Origin of the sequence: Bacillus sp. L381, from assembly GCF_030284525.1 — a bacterium.
Taxonomy (GTDB): Bacteria; Bacillota; Bacilli; order Bacillales; family Bacillaceae; genus Bacillus; species Bacillus amyloliquefaciens.
This window is the reverse complement of sequence record NZ_CP127224.1, coordinates 3,348,368-3,365,158: the sequence shown is the minus strand read 5'-3', so window position 1 is coordinate 3,365,158 and position 16,791 is coordinate 3,348,368. Positions and strand designations below refer to the sequence as shown.

At 46.4% G+C, this 16,791-nt stretch carries 14 protein-coding genes; 13 read left to right on the top strand and 1 reads right to left on the bottom strand.

The genetic code is table 11. From position 1 onward, the window contains the following. The first annotated feature begins 194 nt into the window (after positions 1–194). Positions 195–1,334 carry a non-hydrolyzing UDP-N-acetylglucosamine 2-epimerase gene (gene wecB, locus QRX25_RS17275; protein WP_071347503.1) on the top strand — a complete coding sequence of 380 codons (1,140 nt, stop codon included), beginning with the start codon at positions 195–197 and terminating at the stop codon, positions 1,332–1,334. Positions 1,335–1,365: 31 nt separating this feature from the next. Here wecB and tagU read toward each other — a convergent pair whose 3' ends face one another. Next, complete coding sequence (gene tagU / locus QRX25_RS17270) at positions 1,366–2,283, bottom strand: polyisoprenyl-teichoic acid--peptidoglycan teichoic acid transferase TagU (protein WP_065982464.1); 918 nt, start codon at positions 2,281–2,283, stop codon at positions 1,366–1,368. A gap of 180 nt (positions 2,284–2,463) precedes the next feature. Here tagU and lytA point away from each other — a divergent pair, with 180 nt between their 5' ends. The 12 genes from lytA (at position 2,464) to QRX25_RS17210 (ending at position 16,789) form a co-directional block, all read left to right on the top strand. Continuing rightward, positions 2,464–2,781, top strand: coding sequence for an acidic lipoprotein LytA (lytA, locus tag QRX25_RS17265; protein WP_065982463.1), 318 nt, complete (start codon positions 2,464–2,466; stop codon positions 2,779–2,781). A 33-nt stretch (positions 2,782–2,814) separates the two neighbouring features. Further along, entirely contained in the window at positions 2,815–4,935 is a 2,121-nt protein-coding gene (locus QRX25_RS17260) for a SpoIID/LytB domain-containing protein (RefSeq protein WP_212099516.1), read from the top strand. Positions 4,936–4,956: 21 nt separating this feature from the next. Then, entirely contained in the window at positions 4,957–6,447 is a 1,491-nt protein-coding gene (locus QRX25_RS17255) for an N-acetylmuramoyl-L-alanine amidase (RefSeq protein WP_212099514.1), read from the top strand. Between the two features lie 219 nt (positions 6,448–6,666). After that, complete coding sequence (locus QRX25_RS17250) at positions 6,667–7,326, top strand: exopolysaccharide biosynthesis polyprenyl glycosylphosphotransferase (protein ID WP_014471097.1); 660 nt, start codon at positions 6,667–6,669, stop codon at positions 7,324–7,326. Between the two features lie 37 nt (positions 7,327–7,363). Beyond that, positions 7,364–8,812 (top strand): teichuronic acid biosynthesis protein TuaB, encoded by a 1,449-nt coding sequence (gene tuaB / locus QRX25_RS17245; protein WP_212099511.1) that lies wholly within the window; start codon positions 7,364–7,366, stop codon positions 8,810–8,812. Then, entirely contained in the window at positions 8,809–10,005 is a 1,197-nt protein-coding gene (tuaC, locus tag QRX25_RS17240) for a teichuronic acid biosynthesis protein TuaC (RefSeq protein WP_212099509.1), read from the top strand. The genes tuaB and tuaC overlap by 4 nt, the downstream gene beginning before the upstream one ends. Positions 10,006–10,009: 4 nt before the next feature. Then, on the top strand, positions 10,010–11,350 hold the full coding sequence (gene tuaD, locus QRX25_RS17235; RefSeq protein ID WP_212099506.1) for a UDP-glucose 6-dehydrogenase TuaD: 1,341 nt from the start codon (positions 10,010–10,012) through the stop codon (positions 11,348–11,350). Between the two features lie 67 nt (positions 11,351–11,417). Next, a complete protein-coding gene (tuaE, locus tag QRX25_RS17230) occupies positions 11,418–12,905 on the top strand; it encodes a teichuronic acid biosynthesis protein TuaE (RefSeq protein ID WP_212099503.1) in 1,488 nt (495 codons plus the stop codon). Next, a complete protein-coding gene (gene tuaF, locus QRX25_RS17225; RefSeq protein ID WP_045512391.1) occupies positions 12,902–13,582 on the top strand; it encodes a teichuronic acid biosynthesis protein TuaF in 681 nt (226 codons plus the stop codon). The genes tuaE and tuaF overlap by 4 nt, the downstream gene beginning before the upstream one ends. 23 nt (positions 13,583–13,605) lie before the next feature. After that, the gene (tuaG, locus tag QRX25_RS17220) at positions 13,606–14,364 is read left to right on the top strand and encodes a teichuronic acid biosynthesis protein TuaG (RefSeq protein WP_065982458.1); all 759 of its coding nucleotides are present in this window, start codon (positions 13,606–13,608) and stop codon (positions 14,362–14,364) included. A gap of 19 nt (positions 14,365–14,383) precedes the next feature. Continuing rightward, entirely contained in the window at positions 14,384–15,580 is a 1,197-nt protein-coding gene (gene tuaH / locus QRX25_RS17215) for a teichuronic acid biosynthesis protein TuaH (RefSeq protein ID WP_212099500.1), read from the top strand. A gap of 132 nt (positions 15,581–15,712) precedes the next feature. Next, entirely contained in the window at positions 15,713–16,789 is a 1,077-nt protein-coding gene (locus tag QRX25_RS17210) for a glycosyltransferase family 4 protein (RefSeq protein WP_060964142.1), read from the top strand. Positions 16,790–16,791: the final 2 nt, after the last annotated feature.

Sequence of the window (16,791 nt, the reverse complement as noted above, 5' to 3'; positions counted from 1 at the left end):
TCCTTGTTTCTGCTAAATCTTTTTTTAAGAACTATAATCTAGTCTTTTTCAACTTTACCACAATTGATTGAAATTCACACCTTTTAATCCGCTTTCAAAGAGTCTTATAAAGGTTTTTGCTTTGTTTGCCGTTAAGCTTTACAATATCTAAGAAACGGCATAAATATGTTATAAAACGAGGTGCAGACAAACCGTTGAAAAAACTAAAAGTAATGACCGTATTCGGTACAAGACCTGAAGCAATTAAAATGGCTCCGCTCGTATTAGAGCTTGAAAAATATCCGGAAATTGATTCACTGGTGACTGTAACCGCACAGCACAGACAGATGCTGGATCAAGTGCTTGAAGCATTCAGCATTACACCTGATTATGATTTGAACATTATGAAAGAGCGTCAAACGCTTTCTGAAATTACATCTCATGCTCTGTTGAAATTGGACAAGCTGTTTCAAGAAGTAAAACCTGATATCGTTTTGGTTCACGGAGATACGACGACAACTTTCGCCGGAAGCCTTGCCGCCTTCTATCATCAAATCGCAGTCGGCCATGTAGAAGCCGGACTGCGTACGCAAAATAAATACTCTCCTTTCCCTGAGGAAGTCAACCGGCAGATGACAGGCGTGATCGCTGATGTGAATTTTGCGCCGACAAGCCAGGCTGAACAGAATCTGCTTGCGGAAAATAAAAAGCCGGATTCCATATTTGTCACGGGAAATACGGCGATAGACGCGCTTCAGACGACAGTCCGGGAAGATTATTTTCATCCGATTTTTGACAAGTTGGACGGAAGCAGGATGATTCTCCTGACAGCGCACAGACGTGAGAATTTAGGCAGGCCGATGGAACAGATGTTTAAGGCGGTCAGAAGAGTCGTTGAAGAGTTTGAGGACGTACAAGTCGTTTACCCCGTCCATTTGAATCCCGCCGTTCGTGAAGCCGCAGAGGCCCATTTCGCTGATTCGCACAGAGTGCATTTAATAGAACCTCTGGAGGTTGTGGATTTCCATAACTTCGCTGCGAAAGCCCATTTCATTTTGACCGACTCAGGCGGGGTGCAGGAGGAGGCGCCTTCCCTCGGCAAGCCGGTACTGGTGCTCCGGGACACAACCGAGCGCCCCGAAGGAGTGAAAGCCGGAACATTAAAGCTTGCGGGGACAGATGAAGAAACGGTGTATCAGCTGACAAAGCAGCTCTTAACCGATCAGGCTGAATATGAACGGATGTCAAAGGCATCGAACCCCTATGGTGACGGATCGGCCTCAAAACGGATTGCGGAGGAACTGCTGTATCGTTACGGCTATAGAAAAACCCGTCCGCAGCCTTTTACAGAATAAAAAACTCTGCATGAAATGCAGAGTTTTTTTATTAATTCAGGCTTTCTTTTAATTCTTTTTTTACTGAAGCGAGGCTTGCTTCATCTAATTTATAATAATAGATATTGTTAATTCTCGTTCCCGTTCCCTTCAGTTCATGCTGAATGACTTTGCTGCGGGCGTTTTTATAGTCAGTCATAACCGTCCACATATCATCGAATGACATGTTTGTTTTCATATTGTTTTCAATGACCTTAAACATATCGCCGAATTTTGTGACAGACGAGATGTTTGCCCCTTTCGCGATAATCCCTTCAATCACTTGGCGCTGGCGCTGCTGCCTGCCGAAATCTCCCCGGGGATCTTCTTTTCTCATACGGGTGTAGGCAAGTGCTTCTTCACCATTCAGGCTGATGTTCCCCGTTTTGAAAGAATGCCCGTCGTAGTTGAAGGCAAACGTGCTGTTCACCGTAATTCCTCCGAGTGTATCTACAGTATCTTTGAAGCTCTCCATGTTTACTTTCACAAAATAATCTACCGGCACATCAAGAAGGTCCTCAACGGTATCTGCGGCCATCTGCGTCCCGCCGAAGGCATAGGAGTGGTTGATTTTATCCATCGTTCCTTTGCCGGAGATTTTCGTATATGTATCGCGCGGAATGCTGACCATTTCCGTTGTACTCGTTTTAGGATTGACGGTCATATAAATCATCGTATCAGCGCGTCCTTTATCATTTTTCCGTTCATCGACGCCCATGATTAAAACAGAGATCGGGTCCTTCTTTCCGAGATCTATATCTGTGTCACGCTTGTCCGATTTTTTTAAGTCTTCCTGAATACTTGCCACCGTTGAAGCTGCTTTGTGCCACAAGTAGTAGACGTATCCTCCTGATGATAAAACTAACAGCCCGATGATTGTTACGATTGTCAAAAGAACTTTTTTCTTCTTTCTTTTTCGTTCAGCTCTCATTTGTCATCACCTTTTCTATTAACTTTCATGATGTAATTTACTAATCTTTATAAACCGAGTTATTTTTTTACTTCTAATCATGTAATAGACGAAATTCTTAAAAAAAGGTTACAAAAAGACCTTAAAATTTCCTTAAAAAAAAGTTAGTATAAGACGATACATAAAGATGAGGTGAAAAAAATGAAAAAAAATATTGCAGCTTCGTTCTTAATACTGCTCTTTTCTGTTGTATTGGCAGCTTGCGGAACGGCAGATCAATCAAAGAAGGGAAGCGGTTCTTCGGAGACGCAGACTCAAAAAGAAACGGCATATTATGTCGGAATGGCGGATACGCACACAATTGAAGTAAAAGTGGATGATCAGCCTGTCAGCTTTGAATTTTCTGATGACTTCTCTGATGTTCTGAATAAATTCAGCGAAAATGACAAAGTCAACATCACTTATTTCACAAATGATAAAGGCCAAAAAGAGATCAAGGAAATCGAGAAAGCAAAATAAAACACTATGATCAGCAAAAGGCGGGATAAAAAATTGAAGAAAACAATATGGGCTGTCTGTTTTTCTGTGATATTCAGCCTGGCTTTATTACCGGAAAACACTTTTGCGGCCAGTTCTGATATCTCCGTAAAACTGACGAATTATATAGGTAATAAATCGACTCTGAATATCGAACCCTCCGGAACTTATAAACTGACCGGAAGCGATGTGTCCTCCGTTGTCAGATTGGGAGGCGCATCCAAATATGATACGGCAAACACCGCGACATCAAAGTATTGGAAAAATCCTTCCAATGTGGTCGTCGTTAATACGGACGCTTATTTTGCGGACACGCTTTCCGTCGTTCCTTTAGCGAATAAACTGAAAGCGCCTATTTTGCTGACTGAAGCGAATAAACTCAGCAGCAGCACAGAAGCGCAAATCAAGAAATTCAGTCCGGATAATATTTTAATCATCGGCGGGACGAACAGTATTTCGTCAGCCGCGGAAAAGACATTGAAGAAATACGGCCGCACGAAACGGATCAGCGGAAAAAACAGGTATGATCTGTCCAAAAATATTGCGGCCGAAATGGGCAGCTATGATCAGGCAGTCGTAGTAACGGGAGATGTTTATACAGATGCATTGGCGATTGCGCCTTATGCTGCGCAAAACGGCTATCCGATTCTCCTGACGAAAAAAGACTCCCTCCCGAGCTACAATCTGCCTAAAAAAGTAATCATAATGGGAGGCACTTCAAGCGTCAGCAAAGACGTGGAGAATCAAATTAAAAAGAAGGCCTCGGTCACAAAAAGAATTACCGGCTCAAACAGATATCAAATATCAGCAAATGCAGTCACTTCGTTGGGCATGGATGCAAGCAAAACGGTGGCTGCCAACGGGACAAAATTAGCGGACATCGTTGTCGGCTCGAATATTGCCGCCGCAAACCATATGCCGCTTGTATATATCAAAAAAAGCGAAACACCGGCCGACGAAGCCAGCCTTTTTAAAACAAAAGGCACCTATTCTTATACATTAATAGGCAGCGCGAATTCAATTGCCGATTCAGTTAAGGCTGATTACGCAAAAGAGTTTTATCTTGTAAACGGAAAAACGTACCGCATTGAAACGTCCGGCGGCAAATTAGGCGTTGCCGGCATTAACAGCGGCAAAACGTCTTTCAAGGCGGTTCCTGAAAAATATTCAACATCAAACACAATCAGCATTGACGGCAAACCATATTTGGGGAATATGAGTTTTTCTGCTGAATCCGGCAAATATGTGAGACCTGTTAATGAAAACATTCCTTTTGAGGATTATCTGAAAGGTGTCCTGCCGAATGAAATGCCGGGAAGCTGGGCGACAGAAGCGCTGAAAGCTCAGGCGGTTGCCGCCCGTACCTACTCGATCAGCAAGGCGGGACAAACAGTTGCGGATACGACGGCTTTTCAGGTTTACGGGGGATACAGCTGGTATCCGAATGCCACAGCAGCCGTTGACGGAACAAAGGGAAAAGTGCTCACTTACTCCGGCAAATTGATAGATGCCACTTACTCATCAAGCAATGGCGGGTACATGGAAGCCAGCGATGAAGTCTGGGGATCGAAAGTGCCGTATTTAGTAGCCAAAAAGGATACAAAAGATCCGGAAATCAACTGGTCTTTAACATTGCAGAAGCAGCAGCTGCCAGCCGGCCTGGATATGAAAAATCCCGCAGCCTGGTGGTCTAAAACAGACGAAACAAATGCTGCGCAGCTCAATGGAATAAGAAATTGGCTGATGAAAAATAAAGAAACCAATGCAAATTCCATAAAAATTGCAAGCATCAATGATCTCTCACTTACCGGAACAACAAAAGGCCAGCGGGCAGAAGACGCTTCGGTGAAGGTCACGTACCATGTGAATGACAAGTCGAAAGGCTATGTTATGAACAAGACAGCATCTATTGGGGTGAAAGCGTCTGAACTCAGAACGATGATCGGAGCTTCATCTTTTAAAAGTACATACGCCAGTGTGTCCGGCAATTCTTCACAAATCACGATATCAGGAAAGGGATACGGACACGGTGTAGGAATGAGTCAATACGGAGCAAAAGAAAGAGCGGAGGCCGGAGAGCCGTATACTTCTATTCTTGCGTTCTATTATCCTAATACAGCACTTACAAACTATTAAACTTCTGTGGAGGAGATCGGATTGAAATTCATCATAAAATGTCTCCCTGTTTTCATTCTCGGGGTCATTCTTTTTGTTCCTTCCGCTTTGGCTGACAATACGGTCAAAAGGATAGGCGGAAGCACCCGGTATGATACGGCTGTATTGGCGGCAAAACAATCATGGGGTGAAGCGAAAACAGTTGTTATCACCGGCGGAACTTCATATGCTGATGCGATTGCCGCTGCGCCGCTGTCATATCAAAAAAATGCGCCGCTGCTGTTTACGAATAAAGATCAGCTGTCTGCCGGCACAAAAAAGGGATTAATTGATTTAAAAACAAAAAATGTGATTATCGTAGGCGGCACACCTGCCGTTTCCAAAAATACTGAAAATCAAATTGCTAAATTAGGCATCAGTGTCAAACGATTGTCTGGGAGCACGAGATATGCCACAGCCGCAAAAGTGGCGGGTGAAATGACAAAATCTTCTACAGCTCTGGTGGTAAACGGGTTTGTTGATGCAGATGGAATGGCTGCGATTTCTTATGCGTCTGCTAAAAAATATCCGATTTTATTTACCAATGACTCAACGTTAAATGGTTCTACATCCAATGCGATCAAAAGCCTGGGGATTAAAAACACGATTGTCATCGGCGGGACCGGAAGCATCAGCAGCTCGCTTTACAATAAGCTGCCGAATCCTTCAAGAGTCAGCGGCAAAAACCGTTATAATCTGTCTGTGAATCTTGCGAAAAAGACAAGCTTAAGCACAGGCTATACGTTTATTACCAATGGATTTAAAGAGGCGGATACCATTGTCGGAGGCGTTTTAAGTGCCAAACAGGGAAGAGTTCACCTGCTGACGAATGGAGACAGTCTGTCAAAAGACGTTCGGACGTATATCGGAAGTAAAAACATCACGAGCTTCACCGTCATAGGAAGTGCTTCATCTTTAAGCAATAATGCCGCATCGCAGCTTAAAAACCCCGTTGTCGGCAAAAAGGTCTTTATTGATCCGGGCCACGGTTTACAGGATTCAGGAGCAACCGGCAATGGCTTACTTGAAAAAAATGTGAACCTTGATATTGCTACGCGCCTTAACAACCAATTATACGGCGCGGGTGCGCTTACTGTAATGTCGAGGACGGGCGATACCTTTGATTCCCTTGAAGAGAGAGTGAACAAAGGGGCGAAGGCGAATGCCGATATTTTCATCAGCGTCCATGCAAATGCCAATGATAACAGCAGTGCAAACGGTACGGAGACGTATTATGATACAACCTACCAATCCGCAAACAGCCTGAGGCTTGCTCAAAATATTCAGCCGAAAATGGTTTCTGCCCTCGGTACGCGTGACCGCGGTGTGAAAACTGCCGGATTTTATGTGATTAAGTATTCCAAAATGCCTAGTGTTTTGTTAGAAACCGGCTTTGTCACAAGCCCGATTGATGCCAGCATTTTAAAACAATCAACGAAAAAGGACAGTCTCGCGGCGGGGATCACCCAAGGCGTTTCCTCCTATTTCAGATAATATTTTTCATTGCAAACAGACCGGTTCATACCGGTCTGTTTTTTTATTTTTTCATTATGCTTTGACTCAAATATGGATATGAATAGATTTACAATAAAAAAACAATAATCGAAACATTCTAATAAACATTAACGTTTCCTTTACTTCCAATTAACATCCATCTGCTAAACTCACGGCATAGGTCATCAAACATCCCAACAAATCGTGAGGTGTGTGTCAGTGGGAGCAGAGAAAAGCATGAATGTAAATAATAACTATGCAGTGCGGCAGGGGACTTCCGCTGCCGTAACGGAAAGAACGGCCCGTTATTTAGCTTTTAAGCGATTCATGGACATTGTGTTTGCGCTTGCGGGGCTTTTGGCGGCGCTCCCGGTGATGGGCCTGTTCTCCATACTGATTCGTTTGGAGTCGCCCGGTCCGGCTTTTTATAAGCAGGAGCGGGTAGGCAAAGACGGGAAGCCGTTTTATTTGTATAAGCTCCGCTCTATGAAAATAGATGCTGAAAAATCAGGGGCGGTCTGGGCGCTGAAAAAGGACCCCCGCGTAACAAAGGTCGGCGCTTTTATCAGAAGGACCCGTATTGATGAGCTGCCGCAGCTGTTAAATGTGCTGCGGGGAGAAATGAGCCTGATCGGCCCGCGTCCCGAACGGCCCGTTTTTACGGAACAGTTTCAGGCTGAGATACCCGGATTTACGGAGCGGCTGGCTGTTAAGCCGGGATTAAGCGGATGGGCGCAGGTCAACGGGGGATATGACATGACACCGAGGGAAAAGCTGATGTTTGACTTATATTATATCCGCAACCTGACCTTTTCATTGGAACTGAAGATTATGCTCAAAACGTGCAAAGTGATCTGGACCGGTGACGGGGCACGATAGAAAATTCTGGTCACAAGACAAAAAAGTAGGGAAAACGATGCCTAGTATTACAAGTCAAATCTTGCGCGGCGCTAAATGGACAAGTATTTCGACAGCGTGTATTACGGTCATTCAAGTCGTTCAATTCGCCTTGCTTGGGCGGGTCATGTCACTGGCTGAATTCGGCCTTGTCGGCATGATCACAACGGTTGTGGTGTTTGCCCAAATTGCGCTTGATATGGGCTTTGGCGCCGCGCTCATTCAAAAAGATCATGTAACTGAAAAACAGATGTCTTCCCTGTACTGGCTGAATATCATAACGGGACTTGCGCTGTTTGCGCTTCTGTTTTTCAGCAGTCCGCTCATTGCCGATTTTTATCGGCGGGAGGAGCTTGCCTATTTGATCCGCGTGCTGGCCATCATGTTTTTAATCGCACCGATCGGCCAGCAATATCAGTATATGCTTCAAAAAGCGCTGGCGTTTAACACGTTAAGCAAGATTGAAATCTTTTCAAATGTGCTGTCCTTCGTTTATTTGGCAGCTGCGGTTTTTTATACGGATCCGATTCTCGCGTATGTGATTTCTCAGGTGCTGCTGCAATCGTCAAAAGGTCTTCTGTACTGGATATCCTGCAGAAAAACATGGAGACCGGCGTTTGTTTTTGATCTGAAGGGGATGAAAGGCTTCTTTTCTTTCGGAGCCTTTCAGCTGTCTTCCCGGCTTGTGAACCGGCTCGGAGCGAATATTGATATGATTCTGATCGGCAGTTTTATTGGCGCGGAGGCGCTCGGCATTTACAATCTGGCCTATCAGATCGTCACGCTTCCGGTATTAAAGATTAATCCGATCATTACAAGAGTGGCATTTCCCGTCTTTGCGAAAAACAAGCATGAAAACAGCGTCATCAGAGAAGGATTTCTCAATATGACCAAAATGCTCGCGCTGATTTCTTTTCCGCTTTTGCTCGGTTTGGTTTCGGTGTCGGATGCATTCGTGGCTTCGATTTTCGGAGAAAAATGGCTTACGGCTGTCCCGGTCTTAAACGTTCTCGCCATCGTCGGGATTTTAAGGGTCCTGATGAACCCGAACGGATCAGTGCTGCTGGCAAAAGGGCGGGCTGATCTGGCATTTTATTGGGATGCCGGGGTGATGCTGCTGTATGGTGCGTCTTTGTACGCCGCCGTGCTGTCCGGCAGCCTCTTGACTGTAGCCTGGACGTACGCTTTCATCAGCATCCTGAATTTCCTGATCGGGCGCTGGCTGTTGGCATATGTCATTAAACTGCGTCTGTCGGTTTATTTCAAAGCCGTGGCCAAACCGTTTCTGCTTACGGCGGCAATGGGTGTCATCGCTTTTACAGCCAGCTTCGGCACCGAGCGGATCAGCCTTGATGTAAAGCTGCGTCTGGCGATCTCAGTAGCCTGCGGCGCATTGTGTTATTTATTCCTGTTAGGAAAAGCTTATCCGCATATGAAAAGTAAATTAAGAAAAGGGCGTTTGCTATGAAGGTATTGTGGATGACAAGTGTATATCCGAGCAGTGAAAAGCCGGGAGAAGGCGTTTTTCATGAGACGCAGGCACAAGAACTGAGAAAACTCGGCGCGGAGATGACCGTCATTTGTCCGCGGCCGAAGCTCGCCGCGCCATTCCGGATGCTGAAAAAGACATATCGGCAAAAGGATATAAGGCCTGCGCATGAATGGCGGAAAGGCGTGTCCGTCCACCGGCCGTTTTATCGGGCGGTTCCCGGGCAGCTGAAATGGGCCCAGCCGCATAAAAGAATGGCGTCATCGGTTCTTTCTGCGATCAAAAAGCACGGCCTGAAGCCCGATCTGATTCACGCGCATTTCGCCATGCCGTCAGGCGGAGCGGCCGCCATTGTCTCAAAAGCCTTGGGAATTCCGTATGTTCTGACATTGCATGGCAGTGATGTCAATGTCTATCCGCATTACAGCAAAAGCGCTCGCCGCGCATTTACATTTGCGGTCCGGGAGGCTGCTGATATTTATGCCGTCAGCGGCAGTCTGCGGGAACAAATGAAAAAGCTCAGCGAAGCGGATTGCAGCGTGCTTCCGATCGGCATCACGCTTGACGCCTTCCAAAAAAGAAACGAGACGAAAGAAGCCATCAGAAAACAGCTCGGTCTTCCTTCTGATAAAAAGCTGATCGTGTTCATCGGCAGGCTTGTGAAAGAGAAAGGCGTTTTCGACTTATCAAAAGCCGTTCAGTCATTGGATGAAAGATTTGAAGCCGTATTTGTCGGTGATGGACCCGCCAAATCCTCATTGCGGGAAGCCGCTCACATCGTAACGGGGCAAGTGCCGAATGACAAGATACAGGATTATCTGCTGGCGTCGGATATCATGGCGCTGCCGTCCTACAGTGAAGGCATGCCGACTGTGGTCATTGAGGCGCTCGCTCTGAAGGTGCCGGTAATTTGCACCGATGTCGGGGGTTTGGCTTCATTATTCGGTAAATATCGGCGTTTGCTGATCAGACCGGGTTCACCCGAAACGCTGGCAGAATCCATTTTGCAATATGACGAAGGAGCGGCTTGGACGCCGCAAACTGCCGATGAACTTTATCAAACCGTCTGCACGTATTTTGATGCAAGCCAAAACGCGAAAGCGCTGAAAGAGAAATACCGGACCGTAATGAACCGGGACGGGCAAGAGGAGAACCTTTCGAAAGAGGGATGAAGCTGTGAAAAAAATCGCTGTATTAGGAACAGGGTATGTAGGTCTTGTATCTGGAACTTGTTTTGCGGAAATCGGCAATCATGTGACTTGCTGCGACATTAATGAAGCGAAAATCAGAAGCTTGCAAAACGGAGTCATCCCGATATATGAACCGGGGCTTGAGGAATTAGCCGAAAAAAATGTCAGTGCCGGGCGTTTATCCTTTACAGCCGAAATTGAGCCGGCTGTAAAAGCCGCTGATATCATCTATATCGCCGTCGGGACACCGATGTCAAAGACGGGTGAAGCCGATCTGACCTATATTAAGGCAGCGGCGCAAACAATCGGAGAACAGCTGAACGGATACAAAATTATTGTCAACAAAAGCACCGTTCCGGTCGGGACGGGAAAACTCGTTTACCAAATCGTCAGCGAAGCGTCGAAAGGAAACCATCCGTTTGATGTCGCGTCAAATCCTGAATTCCTCCGCGAAGGCTCGGCAGTGCGGGATACGATGCAGATGGAGCGGGCGGTCATCGGCGCCACAAGCGAACATGCCGCTTCGGTTATTGAAGAGCTTCATAAGCCGTTCCGTACAAAAATCGTAAAGACCAATCTTGAAAGCGCGGAAATGATTAAGTATGCCGCAAATGCTTTTTTAGCCGCAAAAATATCCTTTATTAACGATATCGCCAATATTTGCGAACGTGTCGGGGCGGACATTTCTCACGTGTCAGAAGGCGTCGGCCTAGACAGCCGCATCGGGAATAAATTTCTGCAGGCGGGTATCGGGTTCGGCGGTTCCTGCTTTCCGAAAGATACAACCGCTTTATTGCATATCGCAAACGCCGCCGGCTATCCGTTTCAAATGATGGAAGCCGTCATTGAAACCAATCAGAAGCAGCGGATCCGTATTTCGGAAAAATTGAACCGCGCCATCGGTCCGGTAAAGGGGAAAACCGTGGCCGTACTGGGGCTGGCTTTTAAACCGCACACAAATGACGTCCGCTCCGCCCCGGCTCTTGATATCATCACAAGTCTTAAAGAGCAGGGCGCTTACGTGAAAGCGTATGATCCGATCGCGATTCCCGAAGCGTCTGCTGTATTAGGAGACGGCGGCATTGAATATCACACAGAGCTGTACAGTGCCATCGAAAACGCGGATGCATGTCTGATTACAACTGATTGGCCGGAAGTCAAGGAGATGGATCTTCAGAGGGCGAAGCAGCTGCTCAAACGGCCGGTCATCATTGACGGCAGAAATATATTCCCGCTGGAATATATGAGGGTTTCAGGATTCACTTATCATTCCGTCGGACGTCCCGCGGTTCATGCCGACCGGCAAATAAAAGAATTGGCAAGATAGAAAAAGATTTGTTTTGAGGCTCTCGGCAGCCCGGCTCGGCTGCCGGTTTTGGAAAGGGGTTTGCCATGTGAGTATCAAACGTTCAGCGGCACATGTTCTAGTGCTGCTTGCCGCTGTCATTACAGGAGTATTCATCATGCTGGAGGCGGTCAGAGCGGATGCCGGCTTTGGAAAAATCACCGTGCTGCTGCTTGCAGCCATGATCGGTATTGCCGGACTTGCTTTGATATCCGCCTTTACAACAAACGGCCGGATGTTTATGGGGCTCATTTATATACTGATCGCGTGTACATTTCTGAATCAGGCCTTCTTTGCGATCCATCTCGGGTTTTTCAGCTTATTTATATACCGGCTGTTATTAATCGGGGCGGGCGCCCTTCACATCGCCGGCATCCTGACAAACCGGCATCATATTGACAGATGGAATCGGGTGAATGTAAAAGGGGTTCTGATGTTTTTCGCTTTATGGTTTACATACGGTCTCATATCGCTATTGTGGGCAAAATCCGTGACGTACGGGATTAAATATTTGGCTTTAATGGCGATGGGCATGTTTTTGATTTATCTCATCGTCATGTTTATTCAGCGCCTTGATCAGCTGATGGTTTTTTACGGCATATGGCTAGTGATGACCATTTTTGTGATGGCGATCGGCTTTTACAATCATTTTACACACCACCATCTGCCGAGCTCCACGCTTTATAACGGACCGCAGTACAAACAGCATTATCCGACGTCTGTTTTCTTTAATCAAAATGATTTCGCGACGTTTTTATGCATCAGTTTCTTTCTGTACGCGGCGGCGGTGAAAAATATGAAAAACGGCTATGTGAAGGCCGTCAGCCTGCTCTTTGCGATCTGCGCTTTGTATTTAATCATTTTGACCGGTTCGCGCGCGAGCCTGCTGGGCATATGTGCGGGGGCAGCTGTATACGTCTTCATCCTGCTGCCTTCCCTGCTGAAAAAACTCGCGCTGTACGCTGCGGGGGCGGGTGCTGCGCTCTTTGCGGTTTTATTTGCGGGCCGTATCACCAATGCCGTCTTGAATCTCTTTTCAGCTCCGCAGGCGATGCCGGGACAGCACCCGCTTCCATCGAACCTCGCGCGGGCGAATCTTTTAAAGAACGCCTTTCACTACGTGATTGATTCCTGGGGATTCGGAGTGGGTGCCGGAAACGTCTCGTACTATTTAAAAGCTGAACCCGTGTATGATACGGGCGGCGTAGCTGAAGTGCACAACTGGCTCATCGAGATTATGGCGAACTTCGGCGTGCTCACGATGCTTGGCTATCTGACAGTCTACTTGTTCCTTTTTTGGACACTTTATAAATGGCATGAAAGAAAAACGGAAAATCAGTCAAGACTGATCACAGAAGGACTTATCACGGCAATGGCCGGTTTTTTGGTAAGCAGCATCAGCCCAAGCTCCGTATCGAATTTATTTTTTCACTGGGTATTTCTCTCACTCGTGATTGCGGCGGTCAATATTCTGAGGCGTTTACAAAAGGAGCCTGCCGTTACGGCGTACTATGAAAAACAGGGAGATGCGAGATGAAGGATATGTTGACAAGATTAACCCGGCGTATCAAAAAGAATATCATTTGGATCATTGCGCTGCCCGTTGTCCTAGGGGCGGCCGGTTATCTATTGCCGTCAAAAATCACCGGAACCAGCAGTTTCACATCGGTAGCCGCGATCGCCGCAGGAAATTATGATCATCCGCTTTATAACAATACAAAAGAAATTCCGCTCCTTTTGACGAGCGATACTTTTTTAAAGCAGGCTCTGCCTGAAAAAACAGATGAAGAAAGAACAGCCGTAAAAAGTAAACTGACTGTCGAAACACAGTCAGATTCATTGATCACGGTCAGTTACAGCGACCAAGATAAACAGGAGGCCGAATCGGTGTTTCAGGCTGTCATAAAGACTTTTCTGAAGAATGATCAGGAGCTGTTTGAAAAACGGGCAAAAGTGGTTCGGCAGAGTATTGACGCGCTTCAGGGAGAAACCGTCAGCGCGGATGCCAAAGTGGATAAGGAAAGATTTTTATACGAATTGAAAAACACACAGCTGAACCTGAAAGCTGCCGGCGTCATCAATTCAGAGCCGGTGAGTGAAACGGCGGGACAGGGCATGCCGCCGAAAAAGAAAGCGGTTCTGGGCGTTTTGATCGGCATTGCAGTTGCATTTATGTTCATTGTCATTCCTGAGTTTTTTAGAGAGTCCTTTTAAAAATCTGCGATGGAGATGTGACCATGACAAACTGGAAACCTTTCGTATCTGTCATTACACCGTCTTATAATGCAAGTGAATATATCGAAGACACGATTCAATCCGTTTTAGATCAAAGCCACCCGCATTGGGAAATGATTATCGCGGATGATTGTTCAACGGACGGAACGAGAGATATTTTACGGCAATATGAACAAAAGGATGAGCGGATCCGCGTCGTTTATTTAGACAAAAACCGGGGAGCCGCGGCTGCCAGAAATACAGCCCTTGAGCATGCCAAGGGGCGTTATGTCGCATTTTTGGACAGCGATGACAGATGGAAAAAGGAAAAGCTTCAAAAACAGCTGGCGTTTATGTCAGAGAGGTCCTGTGCTTTTTCATTTACGGGCTACAGCGTCATGGAGCAGGACGGAACGCCGACGGACAAAACGATTCAAGCGCCTGAAAGCCTGTCCTATGATGAAGCTTTAAAAAACACGATTATCGGATGCTTAACGGTCATGATTGACAGAGAACAGACGGGGCAGATTCAAATGCCTGATATCAGAACGCGGCAGGATTTGGCGACATGGCTGTCCCTTCTGAAAAGGGGATTTACAGCTTACGGCCTGAATGAGTGCCTTTCAGAATACAGGCTTGTGCAGAATTCAATTTCAAGCAACAAGTGGAAAGCCGCCAAAAAAACATGGTTTGTTTATAGAGAAATTGAGCGCCTGCACTTTATCAAGGCTTCGTGGTGTTTTATGCAATATGCGAAAAACGCGGTCATGAAAAGACTGTAGGCGTTAGAGGAGCTGGGTGATGAAGGTGGAACCGATTATTCACGTAATCGTCGGAGCGGCGGAATGGGGTCATGACCGGCTGAGATACAGACGGCACCGGCTGGCTGAATTTCTCGCCAGGCAAAAAGAAACGAAAAGTGTCATTTGGGTATGTCCGTCCCCGCGCGCAAATGACGGGCAAATGACCGGTATTGCCGAGGGAATCCGGCAGTTCGCGGTAAAGGATCTCCTGCAGCAGAAAGCATTCCGCTTCGGCAGGTATACAGATTTTTGCTACAGGAATAAGCTTTCACCATTGCTGAACGTGCTGAAGGAAGAAGGAGAAGGGGCCCGATGCTGCTTATGGTACACCTTCCCTGGTTTTCCGCTTCTGTCAGAACTGTTTCCTTGGGATGAAGTGATTTACGATTGCAGTGATCTGTGGGCCGCTCCGATCAGCGGACGGGCCGGGGTGCTGTCAAATATCAGAAGAAATATCATTAAACAGGCGGAAATGAGAATCATTCAGCGTGCCGATTCCATTACGTGCACATCTGACTGTCTTCATCAGGAGGTCGGAAAAAAGCTGGAGAACCCGTGCCAGAAGGTTTTCACCATTGAAAACGGAGTGGAATATGACCTGTTTTCACAGGAAAATAAACACCCGGATGAAGACATTTTACAGGGAAGAAATGGGCCGGTTCTCGGTTTTATCGGCGGCATCAAACCGAAGCTCGATTTCGCGCTTTTGGCGGAAACGGCAGATTTACGGCCAGATTGGACGATTTTATTGGTCGGTCCGAACACGGCTGAGGATGAGCAGGATTTCAAGTCGCTTCTGAAGCGCCCGAATGTCATCTGGACGGGACCTGCCGCGCCGAATGAGGTGCCATCCTATATGCAGCTCGTCGACATCGGCATTATGCCTTATAAAAATTCACCTTATAATGACGCGGTATTTCCGCTCAAGCTTTTTGAATTTTTAGCTGCCGGCAAACCGGTTGTCGGCTGCAACCTTGCTTCTACGGCCAAAATCAAAAGGCCTTATGTTTATGAATACGTTGAAGGCAGCAGCCCCGCAGATTTCATCGCAGCCTGCGAATCGCTCTTGGCAGCGGATCGCGGCGGATCATACGAGGCGTTGCGCCGCGAATTGGCCCGGAGACGGGATTGGAATGTTTTATTCGGCCATATGCTCGAATGCACGGGTATCATGAAAAATGCGCAGTCCCATTAAAAGGGAAAGCGCATTTTTTGATTTGCGTGTTTCTTTTTGATGATGCTTGTTATAATAACTAGTAAGAATTATAATGGAAGGAACGGTTCAATATCAGAAAAGACTTCATATAATTCCAAAGGAGACTTCTTTATGCTTGACGAACGCATGTTTCGCATAGTTGTTGCGTTTTTTGTCTCTCTGCTAACGGTTTTAATCCTAACTCCTATCGTAAAAAAAATTGCGATCAAAATAGGTGCAGTTGACCAGCCCAGCAACCGAAAAGTACATGATAAAATAATGCCCCGTATGGGCGGATTGGCCATTTTTATCGGCGTAGCGGCGGGTGTGCTCGCGGCCGGCATATATAATGAAACGAAGATGACCGCCATCACGGTGGGCGCGTTTATTATTGTTATTTTAGGAATTCTTGATGATAAATACCAATTAAGCGCAAAGGTAAAGTTTTTCGTCCAGTTAGCCGTAGCCATTATGATTGTGAGCACGGGACTGAAAATGGACTTTTTCTCCGTGCCGTTTTTAACGGAACGTTTAGAATTGGGATGGATCGCTTACCCGCTGACTGTGTTATGGATCGTCGGTATCACGAACGCGATGAACCTGATTGACGGTTTGGACGGACTCGCTGCCGGTCTGTCGGTCATCGGACTGTCCACCATCGCAGTAATGGCGTTATCCGGAGGCAAAATCCTTATCCTGTCACTTTCTCTCGTTGTGATAGGAAGCACACTCGGATTTTTATTTTATAATTTTCACCCGGCAAAAATATTTATGGGAGATACCGGATCGCTCTTTCTCGGATACGTCATTTCAGTACTCTCATTATTAGGTCTTTATAAAAGCGTGACTTTATTCAGTATCATCATTCCGATCATTATTTTGGGCGTGCCGATTTTTGATACGACGTTCGCTGTCATCAGACGGATACTAAACAAACAGCCGATTTCAGCGCCTGATAAGTCACATATACACCACCGGCTGATGGCCTTCGGGCTGTCACACCGAACGGCTGTCATCATCATTTATTTAATCGGCTTTATTTTCAGCATCAGTGCCATCCTGCTGAAAAGCGCGACCATATGGCTTTCGCTGTTTATTATTTTTGTATTGATTGTATTTATGCAAATCATAGCAGAGGTCACAGGGTTAGTAAATGAACAATTTAAACCATTTACCAAGTTTTACAAGAGATTGGTAAAGAAGAATTAAAA